Source organism: Pseudoalteromonas sp. SR44-2 (genome assembly GCF_014163745.1).
GTDB lineage: Bacteria > Pseudomonadota > Gammaproteobacteria > Enterobacterales > Alteromonadaceae > Pseudoalteromonas > Pseudoalteromonas distincta.
Window position 1 is genome coordinate 72277 of record NZ_JACJDW010000013.1, and the last position, 24954, is coordinate 97230.

Below are 24954 nucleotides of genomic sequence, written 5' to 3' on the forward strand. Positions count from 1 at the left end.
TAAGTATGAGTAATACAACACACATTAGCCAAGAGAACATTGTAGTAGGGGAAGTTGCAAACGGCTTACCGCTTACAATTCCTGTGTATCGTTTAAAAGGCGATGGCACAGGGCCAAATGTTTACATTCAGGCCAATATGCATGGCGCTGAAGTGCAAGGTAACGCAGTTATTTTTCAGCTGCTTGAGCAATTAAAACACCTTAACCTTAGTGGCGATATTACCCTTGTACCTTATGCCAATCCGATTGGTTGTAATCAAAAATCTGGCGAGTTTACCCTTGGCAGGTTCGATCCGATTACGGGCACTAATTGGAATCGCATGTATCACTACAATAAAAATTTAGTGGCACAGTTTGCACAAAATCATACTCAGTATGACGACGCTACATTAAAAAGTAACTTCAAACAGGCACTTATTGACGAAGTAGACAGCAAACTTAACGGCCCTGCTTATTTACTCAATACGGGTAAACGCATTGCGCTTAACTTACAAAAGCTCGCTCATCAGGCTGATATAGTACTCGATTTACACACAGGTCCTATTTCAAGCAAGCATCTGTACTGCCCAACCTATGCAACCGACAGCGCACGTTACTTTAATATTGAACATGTACTCCTTATTCCTAGTGATTTTGACGGCGCTATGGATGAAGCTAACTTTTGCCCATGGTGGCATTTAAGTGATGCGCTTAGCGGACAAGGTCGCGAATTATCAATACCTGTAGAAGCATTTACTGTAGAGCTAGGCAGCCAAGAAAAAATAGACTTAAAAGAAGCATTAAACGATGCAAACAGCATTTTAAGTTACTTAAATCACAAAGGCGTATTACAAAACGCACCGCATACGCCAGCTAATATGACCCGTTATGCATGTAATTTAGATGACTACTTTGCCTACTACGCCCCTATTGGCGGCATGGTTGAATACTTAGCCCCACTTGGCGGGCACATTAAAGCTGGTGAGCCTATTGCCAATATTTTACGCATGGAGCGCTACTTAAGTGAGCAACCATTGCAAACACTTACTCTTGATTGCGATGCAATTGCTATTTTGCACTTCGCCTCAGCGAGTGTTAATCAAGGTACCGAGCTTTATAAGTTTTTTACTAACATATTTGAGCTTTAGCTCACCCTTCTCATTGCGTGAGAGTAATACCAATTGCATTAAATTAGTGATCTATTATAGCGATAAGGAAATAGCTTAATAACAAGGCTAAAATTATGGTACATAGTTGTTCTATATAAATAATTTTTAACGTAGTTAGTGAGCTATTTAATACGCTAGAATAATCATGTTTTTAATAAAGTTGGTATAAATTAACTAAAATAGTTAATTTGCATTAGAAAAGCGGCTTAGGCCGCTTTTCTTTTGATCTATACTTACTTTGTATACGTATAGACCTTGTTATAAATACAAATTCAGTAAAAGTTCACCGTTACATATGTAAAAAGACGTTATAATTAAATTAACGCATACAACAACCCAAACTCACAAGGAATTACAATGAGCTGGCGCCACTGGATAACTCTTTCTGCTTTAATTAGTACCGCTACCTTCGCACAAGAAGAAGTTGCTACAAACGAGCAAGATAACGACATCGAGCTTGTAAAACAGTGTATTTTAAATGAGGTAATTGGCGGAGATGGTAAACAGACATTAGACGATCTTCGTAAAAAGTGTTCAGCTCTTGAAGAAAATAAACAACTTACCGCGCTTGATAAACGCCAGGCCCGTGAAGAAGTAGGTAAAAAAAATAGAAATGTAATTACGCCACATAAGCGTAACTATATTTTACCGCTTTCGTACGTATCACACCCAAACGATCGCCCTTTTGATGGTTTTGATGCACTAACAGATGATAACGACGGCGAACCGCTCGACAATCTAGAAGCCAAATATCAGCTATCGATAAAAGTACCTCTTTACGATGATTTTTCGGATAAAGACCAAGCCATATTTTTTGGCTTTACACTGCAATCATATTGGCAAATTTATAACTCAGAAATTTCGTCTCCATTTCGTGAGACCAACTACGAACCAGAGATATTTTGGATAAATTACCTCGACCCAGAAAACGTATTATGGGGCGACGAAATGGCAATCGCATTAGGTATTTCGCATCAATCAAATGGTCGAAGCCAACCAAACTCACGTTCGTGGAACCGTATTTACGCAGACTTCATTTGGGAAAACAGAGGCTTTGTTTTTAGCTTTAAACCTTGGTACCGAATAGCTGAGGACGAAAAAGAAGATATTTTAGAAGCCAATGGCGACGACAACCCAGACATATACAAATACATGGGTTACTTCGAATTTAGCGGCGCGTATCGTTTTCATGACCATGAATTTAGCTTTATGACGCGTAACAATTTAAATTCAGATAATCGTGGTGCAATTCAACTCGACTGGTCGTTTCCTTTATGGGGTCGCGTTCGTGGTTATGCACAATACTTTAACGGTTATGGCGAAAGCTTAATTGATTACAATGCGGATGTAGAACGTATTGGTGTCGGTATATTATTAACCGATCTGCTGTAATACTTCCCTAAGTTTTACGCACAAAAAAGCCAAGCATTGCTTGGCTTTTTTGTGTTTTGAACAGCTAAACAGTTATTTTTTTACTACAAACTGCCCTTCAAATTCTGCAACCACGTTATCACCATCGTAAATAGTTACTGGCACTACGTAACTTGCTTTACCGTCGGTTTCTAAATCGCTTAACTTGCCCTTACAGGTTTGTATATCAACACAACCACGTGGGTCGGTAGTAAGCGGTTTTAAGTACTTAATGTTAGCATCGGCTAATACAATATTACCTTCAAGCCCAGCTTCTTTAAGTGCTAAGTACGTAGCGCCCCAACCTGTTAGCGTGGCCAAGCTATAAATAGAACCTGCAAACATAGTGTTATGTAGGTTTAAGTTAGCGTCTAGGTCGGCGCTGGTTGTAAATTGCCAATCGGTATAGCTTTCTACCTTAATCCCCATCGCGTCACTAATTGGAATAGACTCACGCCACGTATTTTGTAGTACTTGCGTCCAATTAGGGTGACGAAACCAACCTGGCTCAGACGGTTTTTGCTTTACCATTTTAAAGTGTTGTACATCGCCATAAGCTAAGTGCGCTTTTTCTTTTAATTCGTAACCGTGGCGTTTATAAAATTCAAGCGCTCGTTCGCGTGCAAACAATACAAGCTCACCTGCGTTTTGAACCCATGCAATTTTTTCAAGCTCGTGCAGTAAGCGACTACCAATATGCTGGTTACGATTACCCTCTGCAACCGCCATATAGCGCACTTGTGCTTGCTCATGATTGTTAAAGTGCAAACGTGCTACACCTAGCACTTCGCCTTCTTTATTTTTTATAAAGCGGTGCTCAGAGTCTTGTTCCATATCGTCTTGTTCAGAGCCACGTGGCTCGCCCCAAGGCGCGCGTAATACCTGCCAACGTAATTGGTAATACGCTTGCCAATCTTCGCTACTTTGTGGGGTGCTTACCTGAAACATACATACTCCTGTTGTTATATAAGCCGTAAATAAAAGTCAAAAAAGGCTACGGCGCTATACTAATAGTATTGATTACCTACCAAACTAAAAAGCTTAAATAATTAAGTCCGTTGGTATTATTTATGGCAAATACCATACTCCATCTTAAAAAAACTGCAAATACGACTTTGGTGATGGCTGTAAAATAACGTAAAAAATAATGGCAAAGGCCATTGCGCTTTAACGTTGCTAGTTTATGCTGAGAATATGATGGAAAAAATCAATTATATAAATTCACTGACGGGTTTGCTGGGCGATCAATTTATTGAAAATAGCCACAGCATTGGTCAGTTAATCTATTGGCATAAATGCAGTGGCGATCACATTCAAGTACGTGAGCACGAGCAGTTACGCTGGTTACTGATTAACGACACTCTTCAATCTGTTATTGATTTAAATAACCCGGATTTATTACTTTTTCCACACTTATTATGCCTAGGTAAGCATTGGCAGGCGCTTAAGCCGCCACAAAGAGTGTTAGAACTCGGCCTCGGCGGCGGAGCAATTCGTAATTATTTACAACACAAATACCCTAAAGCACAAATAACATCGGTTGAAAAAAACGCCGATATTATTGATTGCTATACCCAATTTTTTTCGTCAAATAAAAATGAGCAACTGCTTTGCGCCGATGCGCAACAGATTTTAAAAAGTGCGCAAAATATTGATTGGATTATTTTAGATTTGTTTAGCCAGATAGATGCACCTCGATTTTTATTTGAAGAGGCATTTTATAAAAAAATTTACTCGGCTTTAAATAACAACGGTGTGCTATTTATTAACTTTTTATCGCAGCATGAGTCGCAATTAAAACAACTTCAACAGCTATTACTCGATGTATTTGGTTGTAACATTAGCCCGCAGAAAATTACGGGCTATGTAAATCATATTGTCGTGGTAACCAAAAAGTTTAAACAGATAAGTTAAACGTCACGGGCCCATCGTTACACAAGCTTACTTGCATATCGGCACCAAACTCACCGATGGCTATTGTAAGCCCCAACTCTTTAGCTTGAGCAACAAAGTACTCGTAAAGCTCATTAGCTTGGCTTGGCGTTGCCGCAGATGAAAAGCTAGGGCGCATACCCTTTTTAGTATCAGCCGCTAGCGTAAATTGCGAAACCACCAGTAACTCACCTTTAATATCTTTAAGGCTTAAGTTCATTTTGTCGTTTTCGTCAGTAAAAATACGATAATTACTTACCTTGTGTAAAAGCTTATCGGCCGTTTGCGTATCGTCGTGCTTTTCAACGCCCAGCAACAACAATATACCTTGGCTAATTTCGCCTACCACGTGGTTGTTAATTTCTACTTTGGCATGCTTTACGCGTTGTATTAAACCTTGCATTTAAACTGTGTCCTTTACTGCTGGTTCATCATCTTCTAGTTCAAGCTTTGGTGTTTCTGGAATATCATTTGGGCTAATACATGCTGTAAATTCAGCGCCAAGCAAAACAACTACCCACGATAAATACACCCATACAAACAAAATAGGAATGGTTGCTACTGCCCCGTAAATAACTTCGTACGAAGGAAAATGGCTAATATAAAGTGCAAACCCTTTTTTAGTCAGCTCAAATAAAAGTGCCGCAAAAAAAGCGCCAGGTATTGCTGCTCTGAAAGATACACGCGTATTAGGCACTAAGGTGTAGAGCATAATAAAGCCCACCATCGAAATCCCATACGGCAATAACTTTAACAAAAACCCGCTAAACCCAGGAATACCCTGATCAGCAAACGATACCAACGATACAATATAAGAGGTAACACCAATACTCGCTCCGAGTAATACAGGCCCTAAGCTCAAAACCATCCAATACACAGCAAATGAGATCATCATCGGGCGTTTTTTCTTAATTCGCCAAATTCGATTTAGTGTGGCATCTACATTACGTATTAACAGCAAGGCTATTGCAGCTAAAAAGCCAATACCTACCGCCGTCATTTGATTAGCGTTACCGGCAAAGGAGCTAATGTGCTCTCTAATAACATCGGTAGAGGTAGGGACAAAGTTGGTAAACAAAAAGCTCTCAATTTCCATGCGAGTAGATTCAAAGCCCGGAAAAGCTGAAAATATAGCAACACCCACCGCAATTAATGGCACTAACGAAAGAAGGGTTACGTAAGCAAGGTAACCTGCATTGACCGTTATCTGATCGTCTATACAACGATTAAAATACTGCATCCACCAACCAGGTTGCTGGCGTATAAAGGACTTAACTTGCTGTTTGTAATGTGAGAGCTTATCATTCATACAATTGACTTGTGCTTATATAGTTTTGATTATAATAACAATCAGCGCCATAATTTACAGCACTAACGCTCGTAAACAGGAATTCAAATGAAAAAACAAACATTACTCAGTGTTTCAATGCTTGTAGTAACACTTACTTTAACTGGCTGCCAATCAGCTTATTATTCTGCGATGGAAAAAGTGGGTGTTCACAAACGCGATATTCTTATTGACCGCGTAGAAGAAACCAAAGACTCGCAACAAGAGTCACAAGAAGAATTTAAATCGGCACTAGAGCGCTTAACTACTCTAATCGATTTTAATGGTGGCGAACTACAAGACACTTATAATCAGTTAAACGACGATTACGAGTCGAGCTTAAATGCCGCTAACGAAGTGTCAACTAACATCAATAAAGTAGAAGACGTGGCAGAAGCCCTGTTTGATGAGTGGGGCGATGAGCTAGAGCAATACAAAAGCGCGTCACTTAAGCGTGAAAGCAGCAAAAAGCTAACCGCGACTAAGCGTCAATTTGATCAGCTATTACGCTCAATGCGCAGCGCAGAGAGTAAAATGGAGCCAGTATTAACCTCGCTTCATGATAACGTTTTATACTTAAAGCATAACTTAAATGCACAAGCGGTATCGGCTATTAAAGGTGAATTCACTAACCTTAAGCGCGATATTCAATTGTTGATGAACGACATGAACAAATCGATTGCCGATTCAAATAAATTTATTGAGCAAATGAATAGCGCTGGCTAATCATTTGTTACTTTAACAAGCCTGCTTAATTGCAGGCTTTTTTATGTTAAAGGGAATACTAAAAGGGATTTACAATGAAACGCTTTTTAATCGCAACAACGCTCTTATGTATATTAACGGCCTGCGGTGCACCTAATAATATTAATCGTATTACCAGCTCTGACTCAGTTGTTGTTATTAATGATAAGAACGGTCGTTATAAAAATTTATACACAGGTGAAAAAACATATCCCACTACCTGTACTGAAAACTGCTACCCAGCTCACCCAGACTTACTATGCAAAACCGGCAGCGAAAACTGCCAGTACCAAGGCAAGCAAACTAGGCCACAACTTAGCACTGGCTACACCGTACGCTGGCTTGGTCACGCTAGTTTTGTTATTAACACTCCAAATGGTCAAAGTGTGCTGTTTGATCCGGTAAAAAATCAGTTTGATTCTCCAGTCGCACTTGGCTTTAAACTCGGCGGTGGTATTTATCGTAAAGCAGGCGCTTGGCCTAGTGAGCAAGAACTGGAAAATATTGATGCGGTAATGTATTCGCATATTCATTACGATCACTTTAATAAAGCCGATATACAAAGCATTGGCAATAAACCTCGCTATTTAACACCACTCGGGATGGCCGACAACTTCCCTACCGGCGGTTTTAACATTACCGAAATGCCATGGTACTCAACAACCAACATTGACGACTTAGTTATTAACGCCGTGCCAGCTCATCATTTTAGCGCTCGCGTATTAGTGCCCTTTATTTACGAAGATAACAATAAAGACTTATGGAATGGCTGGCTGCTTGAACAAAACGGTAGCACCTTATTTTTTGCAGGCGATACAGGCTACTCAAAACACTTTAAAGACATACAGCAAAAATATGGCGATATAGATGTGTGCTTAATACCAATCGCTTCTTACTACAGTAAAGACGATCCTAACTGGTACCGTTACGTGCATACCACACCAGAAGACGCGCTCAACGCAGCACAAGAGCTTAACTGCAAAGTAATGATACCGTGGGGATACGGTAACTCAAGTTGGAAAATGGGCGACCACACTAGTCATTCAGCCTTACTTCGCTTATTGCATATGTACAATAAAATGGATTCAACAGTACCGCTGTATATTTTAAACGAAGGCGAAAGTATTTCACTGTAACTATTTACTTAGCTGTTTTAAGATTGTTATTACATTAAGACAAATCGACAATAAAATTGAGAGATTAATGAAGAAATTAGCACTCGCCTTAAGCTTTTTATTAAGCACGCCAGCAATGGCTATTGATGTTGAACATACATCAACTCCAATTACTGTTGATGGCGTATCAGAAAGCGCATGGGATAAAGCCGCTTGGCACGACATGCCTTATCTAATGGATGGCACACTGCCATCAAACGATGCCGACTTTAAAGGGCGTTATCGCTTATTGTGGGATCAAAACTATTTATACCTACAAGCCGATATTGTGGATGATGTTTTAATAGATACACATGCAGATCCAACCTATAAATATTGGGATGACGATGCGCTTGAAGTATTTATTGATAGCGATGCATCGGGCGGTAATCATCAATTTAATCACACCGCTTTGGCGTACCACATTGGCCTTGATAACCAAGCTGCCGATTACGGACCTGATAAAAAAGCCCATTTGTACACCGACCACCTAGTTAGTAACTGGAAGCGCAACACCACCGCGCCCTTTAACATTACCTGGGAAGTAGCAATAAAACTCTACCCTAATGATTATAAAGAAGGGGCTAAAAACACGCCACTTACACTTAGCGAAAAGCAAATAATCGGGTTTATGTTAGCGTATTGCGATAACGATGGCAGTGACGTGCGCGAGCACTTTATGGGCTCACATGAAGTACAACCGGTAAATGGCGACAGAAATCGTGGTTTTATAGATGCCGACGTATTTGGCAAAATAACCTTACTTCCTAAAAAGTAAGTTACTACCAATAAAATAATTGAACATGTATGTTGGGTTGAGCGAAGCGAGACCCAACATACACAGATACTTTGCATTATCGGCTGTTTCAGCTCTCTCTTTCTCTTCTCATTCCCTTCTCCTTGTGCAAAAGATCTTTAAGTAAATTATTCACAAAGAGGTTAAGAGGCGCTGCGCTTTTAGAGGTAAATATATTATGGAAATTTCATCTCAAAACAGTAGTCATATAATTTTGAACTAAATACTTTCAACTGACGACTATAGCTAACAGCTCTTATTTTCATCCACAAAAAAGCCGCTGTATTTTGCAATACAGCGGCTTTTAAAATCATTATTCTAAATTAATAGATTATGACTTAGGTGCACGACCCGCACGTTTACGTTCGTTTTCTGTAAGGTGTTTCTTACGGATACGAATGTTTAGTGGAGTAACTTCAACTAGCTCGTCATCATCGATGAACTCAAGCGCTTGCTCAAGTGAGTAGTTAAGGTGCGGAGAAAGCGTTTGCGCTTCATCAGTACCAGATGCACGTACGTTAGTTAACTGCTTGCCTTTAAGGGCGTTAACTGTAAGGTCGTTATCACGGTTATGAATACCGATAACCATACCTTCGTATACTTCAACACCGTGACCGATGAATAAACGGCCGCGCTCTTGTAAGTTGAATAATGCGTTAGTAAGTGCTTTACCAGTTGCGTTTGCAATCATTACGCCGTTCTTACGAACACCGATAGCGCCACCTTTATGAGGACCATAATGATCGAACGTATGGTACATAAGACCAGAACCCGAAGTAAGCGTCATGAAATCAGTTTGGAAACCAATTAAACCACGGCTTGGGATCATGAAGTCTAAACGCATACGGCCTTTGCCATCTGGAGTCATGTTAGTAAGTTCACCTTTACGTAGGCCAACTTGTTCCATAACAGAACCTTGATGCTCTTCTTGACAGTCAATAGTCACTGTTTCAAACGGTTCTTCTAGAACGCCATCTACAGTACGTAAGATAACTTCTGGACGAGAAACTGAAAGCTCGTAACCTTCACGACGCATGTTTTCGATTAAGATACCTAGGTGTAATTCACCACGACCAGAAACACGGAAGCTATCTGGGCTTGCAGTATCTTCAACGCGAAGTGCTACGTTGTGTACTAATTCTTTGTCTAAACGCTCACGGATATTACGTGACGTTACAAACTTACCTTCTTTACCACAGAAAGGTGAGTTATTTACAGAGAATGTCATTGTTACAGTTGGCTCATCAACACTTAGTGGTGGTAATGCTTCAACGTTTCCTGGGAAACAAACTGTGTCAGAAATCTTAAGCTCACCAATACCAGTTACAGTTACGATGTTACCAGCGTAAGCTCTATCAGTTTCGATACGCTCAAGACCTAGGTAGCTTTGTACTGCACCAATTTTACCATTACGTGTAGTGCCATCAGCACTGATAATAGTAACTTGTTGGTTAGGAGCAACAGAACCACGTTTAATACGACCAATACCAACTACACCAACATAAGAGTTGTAATCTAGTTGAGAAATTTGCATTTGGAAGTCACCTTCAGGATCTGCATCCGGTGGTGATACTTCTTCAACGATCATCTTGAACATAGGTTCCATGTTGTCTGATGGTTCGTCTAAATCTAGTGTTGCCCAACCGTTGATTGCTGAAGCGTAGATTACTTTAAAGTCTAACTGTTCGTCAGTTGCGCCAAGGTTGTCGAATAAATCAAAGATTTGATCCATAACCCAATCTGGACGAGCGCCTGGCTTATCAATTTTATTGATAACGACGATTGGCTTTAAGCCTTGCGCGAATGCTTTTTGCGTAACGAAACGCGTTTGCGGCATTGGACCTTCTTGAGCATCAACAAGTAATAATACTGAGTCAGCCATCGAAAGTACGCGTTCAACTTCACCACCGAAATCGGCGTGTCCCGGGGTATCTACGATATTGATATGGTAGTCATTCCAAGAAATGGCTGTGTTTTTAGCCAAAATGGTAATACCACGTTCTTTCTCAATGTCGTTTGAGTCCATCACGCGCTCTTCGTTACCGCCGCGTGTTTCTAATGTACCTGATTGCTCAAGTAGTTTGTCAACCAGTGTTGTTTTACCATGGTCAACGTGCGCGATAATCGCTATATTTCTTAACTGTTCGATGCTCATATATTTACTCAGAGAAATTAAATTCTCATTGATCCTGCAAGATCTACGCACTCATCCACGCTTTCGCGAGATGTCCCAGCATAGGATTTAAAAGGGCGCATATTATCCCTCATTAATGACATGGATGAAAGTTTATCCAATATAAATTTCAAAACTTTCTCAATACTTTCACTAAGTATCTGTTTTATATATGACAATTATATGAATTAAATTTCAAATTTTTTTTGAAAAACAGCCTTTTTGGCTATTTTGCTGATCTTTTTGGTACTCTTTTGCATTTAGGTTATGCTATTTCCGAGCGATTAAATTAGCAGCAAATTGTGCCCTGTAAATTTTGCACCAAAAAGGAAAATTTACGCACCAATATAGTGCGTTTGTACATTCCATTTTGATGCAACGATATTTTTTTAATTTATAAACAGCTAGTTATAAAAATGGCACAAAATCAGCTTAGTAAATCCCAAAGCAATTATGCAGCAATAACAAAACCCAATAGTTGGAGGACACATGTCACAATCGGTTTTAGATTTTATTAAAGAAAATGACGTTAAGTTCATTGATTTACGCTTTACTGACACTAAGGGTAAAGAACAACATGTATCTATTCCTCATCACCAAGTTGATGAAGACTTTTTTGAAGACGGTAAAATGTTTGACGGTTCTTCAATTGCAGGCTGGAAAGGCATAAACGAATCAGACATGGTATTAATGCCAGTTGCTGAATCAATCAAACTAGACCCTTTCACTGAAGAATCAACATTAATCGTACGTTGTGACGTAGTAGAGCCTTCAACGCTTCAAGGTTATGAGCGCGACCCACGCTCAGTTGCTAAGCGTGCTGAAGATTACATGCGCTCTACAGGTATTGCAGATACAGTTTTATTTGGCCCTGAGCCAGAGTTTTTCGTATTTGACGACGTAAAATACAAATCAGATATGTCTGGTTCTATGTACAAAATTGATTCTAAGCAAGCTGCTTGGAACTCAGATAAAGAATATGCAGATGGCAACACAGGTCACCGTCCAGGTATTAAAGGCGGTTACTTCCCAGTTGCTCCTGTTGATGACTTCCAAGATTGGCGTTCAGCTACGTGTCTAGTTCTAGAAGAAATGGGCCAAGTAGTAGAAGCACATCACCACGAAGTAGCAACAGCAGGTCAAAACGAGATTGCTACTCGCTTTAATACAATGGTATTAAAAGCGGATGAAATCCAAGAAATGAAATATGTTATCCATAACATGGCTCACTTATACGGTAAAACAGCAACGTTTATGCCTAAACCAGTTGTTGGTGATAACGGTTCTGGTATGCATTGTCACCAGTCACTTGCTAAAGATGGTGTAAACCTTTTTGCTGGTGATAAGTACGGCGGCCTTTCTGAAGATGCGCTTTATTACATTGGCGGTATCATCAAGCATGCTAAAGCAATTAACGCTTTTGCAAATGCCTCTACTAACTCGTACAAACGTTTAGTACCAGGTTTTGAAGCACCAGTTATGCTTGCATACTCTGCACGTAACCGTTCTGCATCAATCCGTATCCCAGTGGTTCCATCTGAAAAAGGTCGTCGTATTGAAGTACGCTTCCCAGATCCAACAGCTAACCCATACCTTGCTTTCTCAGCAATGCTTATGGCTGGCCTTGATGGTATCAAAAACAAGATCCACCCTGGCGATGCTATGGATAAAGATTTATATGACTTACCAGCTGAAGAAGCAGCAGAAATCCCAACTGTTGCAGCATCACTTGACGAAGCACTATCTGCACTCAGCGCAGACCGTGAATTCTTAACTCAAGGTGGCGTATTCACTGATGACTTAATCGATGCTTACATCGAACTTAAATCTAAAGAAGTTGAAAAGCTTAACATGACAACTCACCCAGTTGAGTTTGAAATGTACTACAGCTGTTAATTTAGCTGTATAAAATATGTGTGTTCTCAAGCCCGCTTTGCGGGCTTTTTTAATGGTAAAATTAATCAATCTCCACTAAAGTTAAGTTACCGACAAAAATGCAGGGCTGCAGAGTGAACAACAAGATTTTATTACTATTAATTGCTTTAGGATTAAGCAATTATGGTTACGCTGGTGAAACAAAGATATACGCTTGGAAAGATAAAAATGGCGTATTAGTGTTCTCTGACACCCCTCATAAAGGTGCTAAAGAGGTAAAGCTTACCAGCCAAGATCTTAATATGCCTGCAACAAATACTGACATTTTTGACGAGCAACCCCAGCCCCAACAAGCGGCCTTTAGTATTGCCATTTCCTCACCTGATCATAACCAGACTATTCGTGAAAATACCGGCACTGTTTATGTTACTAGCCGAATAAAACCACGCTTTGAAACTGGTTTTACTATACAACTTTTTATTGATGGCAAAGCACATGGCCCAGCCAGTGACAGTTCAACCTTTGCAATAAGAGATGTAGAACGTGGTGAGCACACACTACAATTAAAGCTTTTGAATAGTAAAAACCAAGTTATTGCTATAAGTGAGCCCTGCATATTTTTTATGCACCGAAAAGGGCTAAACCTAAGTAACTAAATTGGGGCATTACTAAACGTGCAGCAGTGTATTTTACTATATAACTTGCTTGTAAATATTCACGCACTAAAATGGTGCAGCTATGATTAATAATAAAAACTTTAGCCCTGAGCTACTCGATGCTATTTGGCAAAATCAAACAACCGCTATCATGTTGCTTGATAAAAACTTCACCGTTGTCTATGCCAATACCAGTACTAGCGAACTGCTTGGCCTTGGTAACAAGCGCCTATTAGATCAGCCTTTTGATAGTCTTTTTAATTACCATTCAATCGATTTGCAGCGTATAGAACAATACTCATTAGTTGAAGGTGTAGATTGCCAGCAGCACAGAGCTGACGTGGTTTTTAGCGATTCTCGCCATGCAAAAGTAGCCGTAAGTACACGACAAATTAAGTTTGATGGCTCACTTTATATTTTATTTGAGTGGCGCCAAACCGATGACGAAATTAAGCACGACCAAGCGTCTAATCAAATGCATCAATACCAAGCAGCCCGAAATCTAATAAGAGGCTTAGCTCACGAAATTAAAAATCCTTTAGGTGGAATTCGCGGAGCGGCGCAGTTATTGCAGTATGAGGTTGATCAACAAGAAAGAGACCAATGTGCTGAACTTATCATTGAGCAAGCTGACCGATTACGCGAATTAGTTGATAGGCTTTTAGGGCCAAATCAGCTTCCGCAAAAATCGTATGGCAATATACATCAATCACTTGAATCAGTTGCACGACTAAGTACGTTAGATAATTGTTCTAACATTAGCTTGGTTAAGGATTACGACCCAAGCATTCCTGATGTATACATTGATCAAGGTAAAATTCAGCAAGTAGTATTAAACATTGTTCGAAATGCTCAGCAGGCGCTTGTAGATGGCGGTGAAATAACAATAAAAACCCGCATTAATCATCAGCATCGTCGCCCAGGTAAAGCACCTAAAAAAGCCTTGTTGATCCAAATATCTGATAACGGACCAGGTATTGATCCCAGTGTACGTGAAACACTGTTCTACCCTATGATCACCAATAAAGAAGATGGCTCAGGGTTAGGACTCTCAATAGCGCAAACGCTGATAGATCAACATGATGGCTATATAGAATGTGATAGCTGGCCTGGACATACTGAATTTAATATCTATCTGCCCTTTGCAGATTAATGTTTGGAGTTTGCATGAAAACAGTTTGGCTTGTAGATGATGATGCTTCTATTCGATTTGTACTTGAAAAAGCACTAACCCGTGCAGGGTTTAACGCAGAAAGCTTTGCTAATGCGCAAGATGTATTAAGCGCATTAAAGTTTAGTCAACCTACTGTTTTAGTTTCGGACGTACGAATGCCTGGTATGGATGGCATGGCGTTGCTTGAGCTTATAGCAGAGCAAAACCCTGGGCTGCCAGTTATTATAATGACTGCCCACTCAGATTTGGATTCTGCAGTTAATGCATTCCAAAAAGGTGCTTTTGAATACCTAGCTAAGCCGTTTGATTTAAACGAAGCAGTGGCGCTAGTCGAGAGCGCATGCAGAGCAAATTCCACTAAAAAAACTAAGCGAAAGCAAGCTCCACCAAAAAGTGCCCACATTATCGGTGAAGCACCCGCTATGCAAGAAGTGTTTAGAGCGATAGGTAAACTATCGGCCTCTAGCATGAGCGTATTAATAAATGGTGAATCTGGCACAGGTAAAGAACTTGTCGCCAGCGCCCTGCACAACCATAGCCCACGTAAAGAAAATCAATTTATTGCACTTAACATGGCGGCCATTCCAAAAGAGCTTGTTGAGTCAGAGTTATTTGGCCACGAAAAAGGCGCGTTTACGGGTGCCGATAGCGTACGTAAAGGCCGCTTTGAGCAAGCCAATGGCGGTACACTATTTTTAGATGAAATTGGTGATATGCCACTTGATGTGCAAACACGTTTATTACGCGTTCTTGCCGATGGTGAGTTTTATCGCGTTGGTGGCCATCAAAGTATAAAAGTGGACGTACGCATTATTGCAGCTACGCACCAAAACCTTGAAGATTTAGTTAAACAAGGCAAGTTTAGGGATGATTTATTTCATCGTCTTAATGTTGTGCGCCTACGTTTACCCGCTCTTCGAGAGCGTACTGAAGATATAGAAAGCTTATCGCAACACTTTTTACATAAAAGCGCTAAAGAGCTACAAGTAGAAAGCAAAGTACTCAGCCCTAAAGCAACTGAGCAATTACGCTTATTTAATTGGCCAGGCAATGTACGCCAATTAGAAAATACGTGTCGCTGGCTGACAGTTATGGCACCGGGTGAGCTTGTAAGCGAGCAAGATTTACCGCCGGAGATTCTGGATGCTTCACCAACCCAAGAAGAAGGTGATTGGCTCGATGCATTCCAGCAATGGCTTAATCAAGAGCTGAAAAAAGGCAAAGAAAATATTTGGCCTGACATTCAAGCTCAACTAGAAACTCGCTTAATAAAAACAGCCCTGGCTAATTGTTCTGGTCATAAGCAAGATGCTGCTATAAAAATTGGTTGGGGACGCAACACGTTGACCCGAAAATTAAAAGAGCGCAATATTAGCTGATTAAACGCTTTTAACACATTTGGTTATTGATGAAGCTAATCGAACATATTCCATTATTCAAACAAATGGAAATTATAAACAGGCTGCACTTTTTTAAAGAATTTACGCTCAGCGAGCGCCAAGTCTTATTGGAGTCGTTCGGCCTGTTATATTTAGTAAGTCAGCATCAATTTTTATTTAAGCAATACGATAACGACAAGCGCTTGTACATTGTACTTAGCGGCGCATTATTAGTATTTAAGCATAACCATTTACTAGAACTTGGCACTATAGAGCCCGGTGAATTTATAGGTGAAGGTGCCTTTATAAATAACCGAGAGCGCAGCACCAGTGCTCGCGCTAAAACCGACACCATAGTACTTGCCATTACCCCTGAAGCACTCACCCGCTTACCTAATGTTATCCGCGAAAAAATTAAAGACCGAATTATTGAAGGTATGAGCTTGCGCATTGCCAGATTAAGCGAGCATATAGAAACTCACGGTTAGTTCAGTCCATATAAATAATTTGTAGTGAGCAATCAAGCCAGCTGGGGTTATTAACGTGAGCTGTAAACCTGTAAGTATCGGATGGTTTGGCGCCAAAGGGCGTATTTATAAGTGGTTGTGAGTGACTGTATGTTTGCGAATAATTTTTGTAATAAATGACAACGTAACCGTATAAAAACTCCCAGCCTAACCTTATAACAGCGCCACTGGGTAAGCTAAAGTCAGCATATTTATCTGTAAATGTGACAAGTAAATCATTGTACTTCTCTTCGCTGCATTGGGTTGTTCGTAACTTTTTAGGCATAACAAAGGTAGTACCCGCTGCTATATTCTTTAAATAAAAGCCTATATTGCCATCACCATAAAAGTGATTTGAACGAGTCGTGTAGTTAACTTGTGGCTTGTAACCTAGCTCTTGCATTATAGCCGCAAGTTGCTCAGTTTCTTTAGGATAAATCTTATCACTTGATAAGAGTAATGTGGCTTCACCAAAATCAGGTGGGATTGCCAGCTCTACATATTCATAAGGGAGCGATTGTACTTTTAGCGCAGCATCGAGCTGGTTGCGCTGTTCATCTTGCAAGTTTTCACTAAATACATACACGGTAGGTTGTTGGCACGCAGCTAATAGTAATGCCAACACACATATTAAAATTCCACTTTTCATAGTTACCCCTTTTTGATTACAATTGTAGTCTATTAAAGGTAACTATTTATCGCAATTTAATTTGTTTGGCTATCTAACCAAGCATCAACACTTTTGCGAGTATATAAAACTTCTTTAAACAAACGATGGCGTTCAAATTCAAGTTTTGTTTTTCTCGTGGCATCACCACTAACTAAACGGCTATGGGTATCATTGAATTTTGAAATTACAGAAAAACCGCGCTCATCTTGATCAGCTTGCTTTTTTACAGAATTAGCAAGGTGCTCTCTAACATCGTCAGCAGTTAACATACCTGAATTATCTAATCCCATTAGCTCTTTTTTCATTGCTAATCTTACGCCCATTTCCTACTCCATTTAATGAAAAATATTTATTCCGCCAAAGTTTTAGCAATTAGCAGGCCATACGTAAAATTAACTGCTGCAAAGATTACTCTTCAATTGCTTCAGTTTTTTTAAAGACAGATAAAATACATAAAAACTTTCGTCCTTATTTCCCTATTACAATTAGCTAAAGTTACTTGCTTTGGTGCAAAAATAGCTGCAAGCCTTTATACTACAGCTTGTGCGTTACCCCACCGAGAGCAAATATGAACGAAGAATACATAGAAATAGAATTAGAAGAAGAGCCGATTGAGCTCTGTAAATTATTAAAAGTACTAAACTTAGTTGAAGGTGGCGGCCAAGCTAAAAACCTAATTACTGAAGGCTATGTGGGTGTTAACCATGAAATTTGTACAATTAAACGGAAAAAATTATACAGTGGTGATGTACTAGAGTTTGATGGTGAGTTTTTTAAACTCTCACTAAGTAAAGATGCAATCCCTGCAGAAAAACCTGCGGTACAAACTCAAGCAGAGTCAAAGCAAGCTGCACCACAACCAACAAATCAACCAGCTAAAAGTAAGCGTAAGCGAACTAAAAAACCAAAAGTAGATGATAAAACAGGTCGTCGTCCTATTTCATTTGGTTAAGCATTTAAAAGCACTCTTTTTATATAAAAAGGCGAACTTGTATAGTTGGCCTTTTTACTCTTTAATAACCTCGTTAATAATAATAAAAACAAGGTTATAAAATGTCTGTAAACACACCTAAAAATTGGTTTAAACCCGTTGTATGGGCGGCACTCGTATGGAATTTACTTGGCGTTATTGCATTTGCTATGCACATGATGATGACACCCGAAATGATAGGTAAACTTCCGTTAGATCAACAAGTTGCCTACTCTGACACCCCTCTTTGGTCAACCATTGCATTTGCTGTAGCTGTATTTGGAAGCACTTTGGGTTGTCTGTTTTTACTTGCTAAAAACGCGCTGGCAACACCTACTTTTGCGCTATCGCTCGGCGCTATTTTAATTCAGCAATATTATAATTTTGTGGTCATAAATAGTATTGAGCTACTTGGCGCAAGTGCGGTATTTATGCCTATTTTTGTAATCATTATTGCCATCGCTTTACTTTGCTTGAGTATTAAAGGTAAGCAACAAGGTTGGTTACAGTAATTAATAAGGGTCGAAATAACTTTTGACCCTATCTCTTCTTTTAAATCATCTCTTGAAATTAAATTTTTCAGCATCATCTCTATTATAATAACTGTATAAAATTCGTTCTCTAAACGCGATTTTTTACACTGGTATGTACTTTGCAACTCGAACACTACAGAGGTCACTCTTCAAAACATTTTTATAATTCATAAAGGGGCAAATAATGAATAATAGTTTCGATACCCAACATCAGCTCACAATAAATGGTGAGCAATATCATATTCATTCTCTAAAAGGACTTGGCGACAAAGCGAAACGATTGCCCTTTTCCTTAAAAGTACTACTTGAAAACCTTCTTCGTAACGAAGATGGCGTAAATATAAAAGAACAAGACATTCAAGCCCTTCTTAGTTGGGATCCTCAAGCAAAGCCTGCATCTGAAGTTGCCTTTACTCCCGCCCGTGTTGTTATGCAAGATTTTACCGGCGTACCCGCTATTGTAGATTTAGCCGCGATGCGTGACGCAATGGAAAAGCTAGGTGGAGATCCTGCAAAAATAAACCCGTTATCGCCTGCTGAACTTGTGATTGACCATTCGGTACAAGTAGATGGCTACGGAGACGATGGTGCATTTGATTTAAATGCAAAACTTGAGTACGACCGAAATAAAGAACGTTACGAATTTTTACGTTGGGGGCAAACCGCTTTTGATAATTTAAAAGTAGTGCCACCAGCAACCGGCATTGTTCACCAAGTAAACCTAGAATACTTAGCGCGCGTTGTTTTTAATGAAGAGCGCGACGGCAAAAAATTTGCTTACCCAGATACGCTTGTAGGGACTGACTCTCACACCACCATGATTAATGGCTTAGGTGTGCTTGGTTGGGGTGTAGGCGGCATTGAAGCCGAAGCAGCCATGCTTGGTCAGCCAATCAGCTTACTCATTCCACAAGTAGTAGGTATGAAGCTAAGCGGACGTTTACCTGAAGGTACTACCGCAACCGATTTAGTGTTAACAGTAACCGAAATACTGCGTAATCATGGCGTAGTGGGTAAATTTGTAGAATTTTATGGTGACGGCCTTGCCGACCTACCACTTGCCGATAGAGCAACCATAGCCAATATGGCACCAGAATACGGCGCTACGTGTGGTATTTTCCCAATTGATGATGAGACCATTAACTACCTTCGTTTAACAAACCGCGACGAAAAACACTTAAAAGTAATTGAAGATTACGCTAAGCATCAAGGCTTATGGCGTAACGATGGCGACGAAGCCAACTATACCGATACACTTGAGCTTAAATTAGATGACGTTGTACCAAGCCTTGCAGGCCCTAAACGTCCACAAGATAGAATTGCCTTAAACGAAGCTGGCAAAGTTATTGGCGATCATTTAAAAGGCTTCCAAGACGAACGTATGGCTCGTCGTGATAAAAGCGATGAAGAACAAGCTCGCATTGAAAGTGAAGGCCCAGCAACAAATCCAGACGAACCAGTTAACGAAGCGCAGTTTATGGGTGCAGCTAAGGTTAAATTTAAAGGCCAAGAGTTTGAGCTAAACGATGGCGCTTGTGTTATTGCCGCAATTACCAGCTGTACCAACACCTCTAATCCAAGTGTTATTTTAGCTGCTGGTTTGGTTGCTAAAAAAGCGAAACAGTTAGGCATTAATGTAAAACCTTGGGTTAAAACATCACTTGCTCCAGGCTCAAAAGTAGTTACCGACTACCTAGAAAAAGCAGGCCTGATGGATGACCTAGAAAGCCTAGGCTTTAACTTAGTTGGCTACGGCTGTACTACGTGTATTGGTAATTCAGGGCCACTTGCAAGTGAAATATCAGACGCGATTCAAAAACATAAATTAGTAGTGAGCTCTATTTTATCGGGTAACCGTAACTTTGAAGGGCGTATTCACCAAGATGTTAAAATGAACTTTTTAGCCTCTCCTCCGCTTGTTGTAGCTTATGCCATTGCAGGTAGAACCGATATTGACGTATACAACGAACCCCTTGCTCAAGATGCTAACGGTAACGATATTTACCTTAAAAACATTTGGCCAAGTGTTAAAGAAGTAAGTGACTTAGTTAAAGAAACCGTAACTAAAGAAATGTTTGAAAAAAGCTACGCTAACGTTTACGAAGGCGATAGCCGTTGGCAGCAAATTAAAATACCGGATGGCAAACTTTACGATTGGGATGATGCATCTACCTACATTAAAAAAGCACCCTTTTTTGATGGTATGAAAGTAGAACCACCGGGCATTCCTTCTATCGAAGGTGCACGTTGTTTAGCTAAACTTGGGGATTCAGTAACCACTGACCATATTTCTCCAGCGGGTGCTATTAAAGCAGAAGCGCCAGCAGGTTTATACTTGCAAGAGAAAGGTGTAGATAAAGCGCAATTTAACTCGTACGGCTCACGCCGTGGTAATCACGAAGTAATGATGCGTGGAACATTCGCTAATGTGCGTCTTAAAAACTTACTAGCTCCTGGTACTGAAGGTGGCGTAACACGTACTCAGCCTGGCGATACGCTAGAGAGTATTTATGATGCAGCAATGGAGTATCAAAAAAATAATACTCCACTCATTATTTTAGCGGGCAAAGAATATGGCACGGGTTCATCTCGTGACTGGGCTGCTAAAGGCTCACTTTTATTAGGCGTTAAAGCCGTTGTAGCACAAAGCTACGAACGTATTCATCGCTCTAACTTAATTGGTATGGGTGTACTACCTCTGCAATTTAAAGAAGGTGAAAGCTACGAGTCACACGGGTTAACAGGGCAAGAACAATTTGATATTGATGGCCTGTACGATAAAACCGATGAAGTCACCGTTATTGCTACAAATGCCGAAGGTAAAAAAGTAACCTTGAGTGCAGACGTACGTATTGATACCCCTAAAGAGTGGGATTACTACAAACACGGCGGCATTTTACAATATGTACTGCGTAATATGCTCGACTAACAAAAACAGTAGTTAATACATCTAAAAGCCCAGTTTAGTAATAAGGTGGGCTTTTTTATATTTGCTGTTTGTTGTCTTAAATCAATGCTAAGCATTTAAAGCGTGCCTACAATAAGCTTACTCTTAGTGAGGTAACTATGTCGCAAATAATGATAATTAGGCTGCTTAAAACATCAATAGTGCTTGGGTTGTGCCTTATCGTGACTGGCCATACGTTAATTGTGTCGAACTACTTTACCGTCGAGCATGGTATTAAAGGAATAATTATAGCGGCGGCATGCATTGCTGTAGGCGTGCTGCTGTCGCTTCCCACTAAAATATATTTAACAGTATTATTGATGGAAGCCGAAAACGTTATTTAAAAAACCATAAAAGCACTCACTCTAAATAATTAAAGTGCACTTAAATTATTAATTTCTTTATTACGTTTTTCTAGTTTGTCTTTTACGTTTTCGGCGTCATTAAATAGCTTTTTAACCGAATCTGGGTTCAAAATACTGATCCCCTCTGGTGCAGCCGACGTTGTGTTTGGAGTTGAAGAGGTATTTAAAATAGACGTGTCTTCTGCAGCAATAACAGTAATATCTTTAGGATCGAGTTTTACTTCAATACTTTTTGCATGTGGGTTAGGTGTATCAGAAAAGTGCCATTGGCCTGTTTCGTCTTGCCACTTAAAAATTTTACCACTTGAGGTAGCATTTGCAGCAATTGGTTCATCAGAAATACTGCTCGCAATTTTATCGCCAGCTTGCTTAACGCCCAACACTGCTTGGTCCAAAGTATTGCTAGATAGCGCGACCATTTTTTCTTTAATTTGCTGAGATTCACTGCTAATTGATGATGCAGAAAGCCATGTTTGACCATCGGGCTTTTTTAAATAAAACAAAGAGATGACTGCAATAGCCATGATTGATATAGCTAAGTAGGTAAAGTATTTCATAGCGTTCCTGCTTTAATTAATCCTTTAATGTCTTGAGTCTAATAAAAAATACTTAATTAGGCAATTTTTTGTACCCGAATAAAAGAAAATAAAAACGCAGCCGAAGCTGCGTTTTTATTTGCGATTTAACTACATCGTAGTGACGTTAAATACCGTCACCATCCATGTGTAGTCCACATTCTCGGTTTAAACCAAAAAAGCGAGTTTCTTCCTCTGTCATTCCTGGTTCTAACTTACGTGTTGTATGTACGTCACCCATCGACACATAACCTTGTTCCCATAATGGGTGGTAAGGTAAATCATGCTTAGTCAGGTACTGATACACGTCGCGGTTAGACCATTCAATAATCGGGTACACTTTAACGGTACCACGGCTTATTTCTACAAACTGTTTATCAGCACGTGTAGATGATTGATCGCGACGCAAACCACTAAACCACGTGCCCGCTTCTATCTCTTTAAGTGCGCGGGTCATCGGCTCAACTTTATTAAGCTGGTTATATTGCTTAATGCCGTCCTCGCCTTGCTCCCACAACTTGCCAAACTTAGCTTCTTGCCATGCTGGGCTTAGCTGCGCTCTATACACCTTTAAGTTAAGTGATAAACGCTCACTCATTTGTTCAATAAACTGATACGTTTCAGGAAATAAATAGCCTGTATCGGTTAATACAACGGGAATATCTGGACGTTGTGAGGTCATTAAATGCAGCATTACTGCTGCTTGAATACCAAAGCTAGATGATAAAAAAGCCGTATTAGGCAAGTTATCAAGCGCCCATGCAACACGCTGTTCTGCGCTCATATTCGCTAGCAAACCATTAGCATCAGCTAACATAGCCGCTTGGCTTTGTTTATCTAGCTGTAAAATGTTTTTAAATTCACTCATGGTAAATTCCAAACCTCACCAGCGCTTTGGCGCTGGTATTTAATTAAGCGTGAAAATCGGTTACTGATACTTTTACTTCAGCAACTATGCCTTTGCGTATAACAAAGTCACCAAAACACTCACCATCGTTACGCTCTTTTGCCCATTGCCCAATGAGCTTATCGAATGCTTCTAGGTAAACGTCTTCGCCTACGTTCTCAAGGTACAATTTAGGAATACGTGTGCCTTCTAAATTACCACCTAGGTAAACGTTGTACTTACCTGGGCCTTTACCCACTAAACCAGCTTCTGCAAGCATTGCGCGGCCACAACCGTTAGGGCAACCTACAACGCGCATAATAATGCTGTCATCTGGTATACCGTGCTTAGCAAGTAATGCTTCAGTTTTTTCTACTAGGCTTGGTAAGTAACGCTCTGCTTCGGCCATTGCAAGTGGGCACGTTGGCAGTGAAACACACGCCATAGAATTTTTACGCTGCTGCGAATCTTTGTCGTCAATCAGGCCGTGGCTACGTGCAATTTCTTCAATCACGGCTTTTTGATCTGCAGGTACGCCAGCAATAATTAGGTTTTGGTTTGCCGTCATACGCATGTCACCTTGGTGAACTTCTGCGATTTTACGACAACCAGTTTTAAGCGGCTTGCCTGGGTAGTCTAAAATACGACCACTTTGAATAAATAGCGTTAAGTGGTGCTTACCATCAATGCCTTCAACCCAACCAATACGATCGCCACGGTGAGTAAACTCAAACGGGCGGCTTGGTGCAAATGTAACGCCTGAGCGTTTTTCTACTTCTGCTTTAAATACATCAACGCCAACACGATCTAATGTGTATTTAGTTTTTGCATTTTTACGGTTTGAACGATTACCCCAATCGCGCTGCACAGATACAACATGCTCTGCAATTTTTAAGGTATCTTCGAGCGTAATAAAGCCAAAGTCATCAGCCTTACGCGGATACGTAGCCGTATCACCGTGAGTCATGGCAAGGCCACCACCAACAAGTACGTTAAAGCCAACAAGCTTGCCGTTATCAGCAATTGCCACAAAGTTTAAGTCATTCGCATGCACATCAACTTCGTTATTAGGCGGGATGGTTACCGTTGTTTTAAATTTACGCGGTAAGTAGTTAGATCCTAAAATTGGCTCTTCTGTGGTTTCTGCCTTTTCGCCATTTAGCCAAATTTCAGCATACGCTTTCGTTTTTGGTAATAAATGTTCAGAAATTTTTGCAGCCCAGTCGTAAGCTTCTTGGTGTAACTCAGACTCAACAGGGTTAGTAGTACAAAGCACGTTACGGTTAACGTCACCCGCTGTAGCAATAGAGTCTATACCTACGCTGTTAAGCATTTGGTGCATGCCTTTAATATTCGGCTTTAATACACCATGAAACTGAAACGTTTGACGCGTAGTTAGACGAATGCTGCCGTAGCTTGTTTTTTCATCAGCAAACTTATCAATTGCTAACCACTGCTCTGGCTTAATAATACCGCCAGGCATACGTGCACGTAACATTACATTATGTAGCGGCTCTAGCTTTTGCTTAGCGCGCTCACCACGTATATCGCGGTCATCTTGTTGGTACATGCCATGAAAACGTATTAACTGAAAGTTATCGGCAGTAAAACCACCGGTAATTTCGTCTTTTAAATCTTGCTCTATGGTGCCACGTAAAAAGTTACTTTCTCTTTTCAAACGTTCGTTATCAGAAAGTTTTACGTTTTTATCTTGTTCGCTCATTTTAAATCCTA

The 24954-nt window shown here is 40.2% G+C and carries 23 protein-coding genes and 1 pseudogene; 15 read left to right on the forward strand and 9 right to left on the reverse strand.

Translation table 11 applies throughout. The annotated features are described in order from the left end of the window. Window positions 1-5 precede the first annotated feature (5 nt). Entirely contained in the window at window positions 6-1127 is a 1122-nt protein-coding gene (locus tag H5115_RS10015; RefSeq protein ID WP_182755034.1) for a succinylglutamate desuccinylase/aspartoacylase family protein, read from the forward strand. A gap of 378 nt (window positions 1128-1505) precedes the next feature. Further along, window positions 1506-2540, forward strand: a complete 1035-nt coding sequence (locus H5115_RS10020; RefSeq protein ID WP_002958796.1) for a phospholipase A — start codon at window positions 1506-1508, stop codon at window positions 2538-2540. A gap of 72 nt (window positions 2541-2612) precedes the next feature. Here the strand turns inward: H5115_RS10020 and H5115_RS10025 are convergent, their stop codons facing one another. Further along, on the reverse strand, window positions 2613-3506 hold the full coding sequence (locus H5115_RS10025) for a bifunctional GNAT family N-acetyltransferase/hotdog fold thioesterase (protein ID WP_002961136.1): 894 nt from the start codon (window positions 3504-3506) through the stop codon (window positions 2613-2615). Window positions 3507-3752: 246 nt separating this feature from the next. On the opposite strand from H5115_RS10025, the gene H5115_RS10030 reads away from it, so the two are divergent. Then, window positions 3753-4472, forward strand: a complete 720-nt coding sequence (locus H5115_RS10030) for a spermidine synthase (protein ID WP_182755036.1) — start codon at window positions 3753-3755, stop codon at window positions 4470-4472. Here the strand turns inward: H5115_RS10030 and dtd are convergent. Together dtd and H5115_RS10040 are read right to left on the reverse strand one after the other, a co-directional pair. Continuing rightward, window positions 4456-4893, reverse strand: a complete 438-nt coding sequence (gene dtd, locus H5115_RS10035; RefSeq protein WP_182755038.1) for a D-aminoacyl-tRNA deacylase — start codon at window positions 4891-4893, stop codon at window positions 4456-4458. The two genes, H5115_RS10030 and dtd, sit on opposite strands and share 17 nt — an antisense overlap. Then, window positions 4894-5799: a virulence factor BrkB family protein gene (locus H5115_RS10040; protein ID WP_182755040.1), complete on the reverse strand. Its 906-nt coding sequence runs from the start codon at window positions 5797-5799 to the stop codon at window positions 4894-4896. 87 nt (window positions 5800-5886) lie between these two features. Between H5115_RS10040 and H5115_RS10045 the strand changes: the two genes are divergently transcribed. From H5115_RS10045 to H5115_RS10055, 3 genes are all read left to right on the forward strand, one after another. Continuing rightward, entirely contained in the window at window positions 5887-6543 is a 657-nt protein-coding gene (locus tag H5115_RS10045) for a DUF2959 domain-containing protein (RefSeq protein WP_149594446.1), read from the forward strand. A gap of 74 nt (window positions 6544-6617) precedes the next feature. Then, a complete protein-coding gene (locus H5115_RS10050; RefSeq protein ID WP_182755042.1) occupies window positions 6618-7697 on the forward strand; it encodes an MBL fold metallo-hydrolase in 1080 nt (359 codons plus the stop codon). 67 nt (window positions 7698-7764) lie between these two features. Continuing rightward, window positions 7765-8493, forward strand: coding sequence for a CBM9 family sugar-binding protein (locus H5115_RS10055; protein ID WP_182755044.1), 729 nt, complete (start codon window positions 7765-7767; stop codon window positions 8491-8493). Window positions 8494-8842: 349 nt separating this feature from the next. On the opposite strand, the gene typA is transcribed toward H5115_RS10055, so the two are convergent. Further along, complete coding sequence (gene typA / locus H5115_RS10060) at window positions 8843-10666, reverse strand: translational GTPase TypA (RefSeq protein ID WP_002961123.1); 1824 nt, start codon at window positions 10664-10666, stop codon at window positions 8843-8845. A 507-nt stretch (window positions 10667-11173) separates the two neighbouring features. Between typA and glnA the strand changes: the two genes are divergently transcribed. From glnA to H5115_RS10085, 5 genes are all read left to right on the forward strand, one after another. Beyond that, the gene (gene glnA, locus H5115_RS10065; protein ID WP_002961121.1) at window positions 11174-12580 is read left to right on the forward strand and encodes a glutamate--ammonia ligase; all 1407 of its coding nucleotides are present in this window, start codon (window positions 11174-11176) and stop codon (window positions 12578-12580) included. Window positions 12581-12693: 113 nt separating this feature from the next. After that, complete coding sequence (locus H5115_RS10070; RefSeq protein WP_165743523.1) at window positions 12694-13215, forward strand: DUF4124 domain-containing protein; 522 nt, start codon at window positions 12694-12696, stop codon at window positions 13213-13215. Window positions 13216-13297: 82 nt separating this feature from the next. Then, window positions 13298-14368 carry a nitrogen regulation protein NR(II) gene (glnL, locus tag H5115_RS10075; RefSeq protein ID WP_002961118.1) on the forward strand — a complete coding sequence of 357 codons (1071 nt, stop codon included), beginning with the start codon at window positions 13298-13300 and terminating at the stop codon, window positions 14366-14368. A gap of 14 nt (window positions 14369-14382) precedes the next feature. Next, complete coding sequence (gene ntrC / locus H5115_RS10080) at window positions 14383-15768, forward strand: nitrogen regulation protein NR(I) (protein WP_002961117.1); 1386 nt, start codon at window positions 14383-14385, stop codon at window positions 15766-15768. A 29-nt stretch (window positions 15769-15797) separates the two neighbouring features. Continuing rightward, complete coding sequence (locus tag H5115_RS10085) at window positions 15798-16256, forward strand: cyclic nucleotide-binding domain-containing protein (protein ID WP_182671858.1); 459 nt, start codon at window positions 15798-15800, stop codon at window positions 16254-16256. A gap of 1 nt (window position 16257) precedes the next feature. Here the strand turns inward: H5115_RS10085 and H5115_RS10090 are convergent, their stop codons facing one another. Together H5115_RS10090 and H5115_RS10095 are read right to left on the reverse strand one after the other, a co-directional pair. Then, complete coding sequence (locus H5115_RS10090) at window positions 16258-16923, reverse strand: hypothetical protein (protein ID WP_182671857.1); 666 nt, start codon at window positions 16921-16923, stop codon at window positions 16258-16260. 56 nt (window positions 16924-16979) lie between these two features. Then, a complete protein-coding gene (locus H5115_RS10095) occupies window positions 16980-17267 on the reverse strand; it encodes a hypothetical protein (protein ID WP_007582180.1) in 288 nt (95 codons plus the stop codon). A gap of 245 nt (window positions 17268-17512) precedes the next feature. On the opposite strand from H5115_RS10095, the gene H5115_RS10100 reads away from it, so the two are divergent. From H5115_RS10100 to H5115_RS10115, 4 genes and pseudogenes are all read left to right on the forward strand, one after another. Next, entirely contained in the window at window positions 17513-17896 is a 384-nt protein-coding gene (locus H5115_RS10100; protein ID WP_182755046.1) for an RNA-binding S4 domain-containing protein, read from the forward strand. 101 nt (window positions 17897-17997) lie between these two features. Next, window positions 17998-18426, forward strand: coding sequence for a hypothetical protein (locus H5115_RS10105; protein WP_182755048.1), 429 nt, complete (start codon window positions 17998-18000; stop codon window positions 18424-18426). A 205-nt stretch (window positions 18427-18631) separates the two neighbouring features. Continuing rightward, the gene (gene acnA, locus H5115_RS10110; protein ID WP_182755050.1) at window positions 18632-21376 is read left to right on the forward strand and encodes an aconitate hydratase AcnA; all 2745 of its coding nucleotides are present in this window, start codon (window positions 18632-18634) and stop codon (window positions 21374-21376) included. Between the two features lie 137 nt (window positions 21377-21513). Then, window positions 21514-21767, forward strand: a pseudogene (locus H5115_RS10115) (hypothetical protein). Here the strand turns inward: H5115_RS10115 and H5115_RS10120 are convergent. The 3 genes from H5115_RS10120 to cysI form a co-directional block, all read right to left on the reverse strand. After that, window positions 21768-22316: a DUF4124 domain-containing protein gene (locus H5115_RS10120; protein ID WP_182674039.1), complete on the reverse strand. Its 549-nt coding sequence runs from the start codon at window positions 22314-22316 to the stop codon at window positions 21768-21770. A gap of 145 nt (window positions 22317-22461) precedes the next feature. Further along, on the reverse strand, window positions 22462-23202 hold the full coding sequence (locus H5115_RS10125; protein WP_002961106.1) for a phosphoadenylyl-sulfate reductase: 741 nt from the start codon (window positions 23200-23202) through the stop codon (window positions 22462-22464). Between the two features lie 43 nt (window positions 23203-23245). Beyond that, entirely contained in the window at window positions 23246-24943 is a 1698-nt protein-coding gene (gene cysI / locus H5115_RS10130) for an assimilatory sulfite reductase (NADPH) hemoprotein subunit (protein WP_002961104.1), read from the reverse strand. Window positions 24944-24954: the final 11 nt, after the last annotated feature.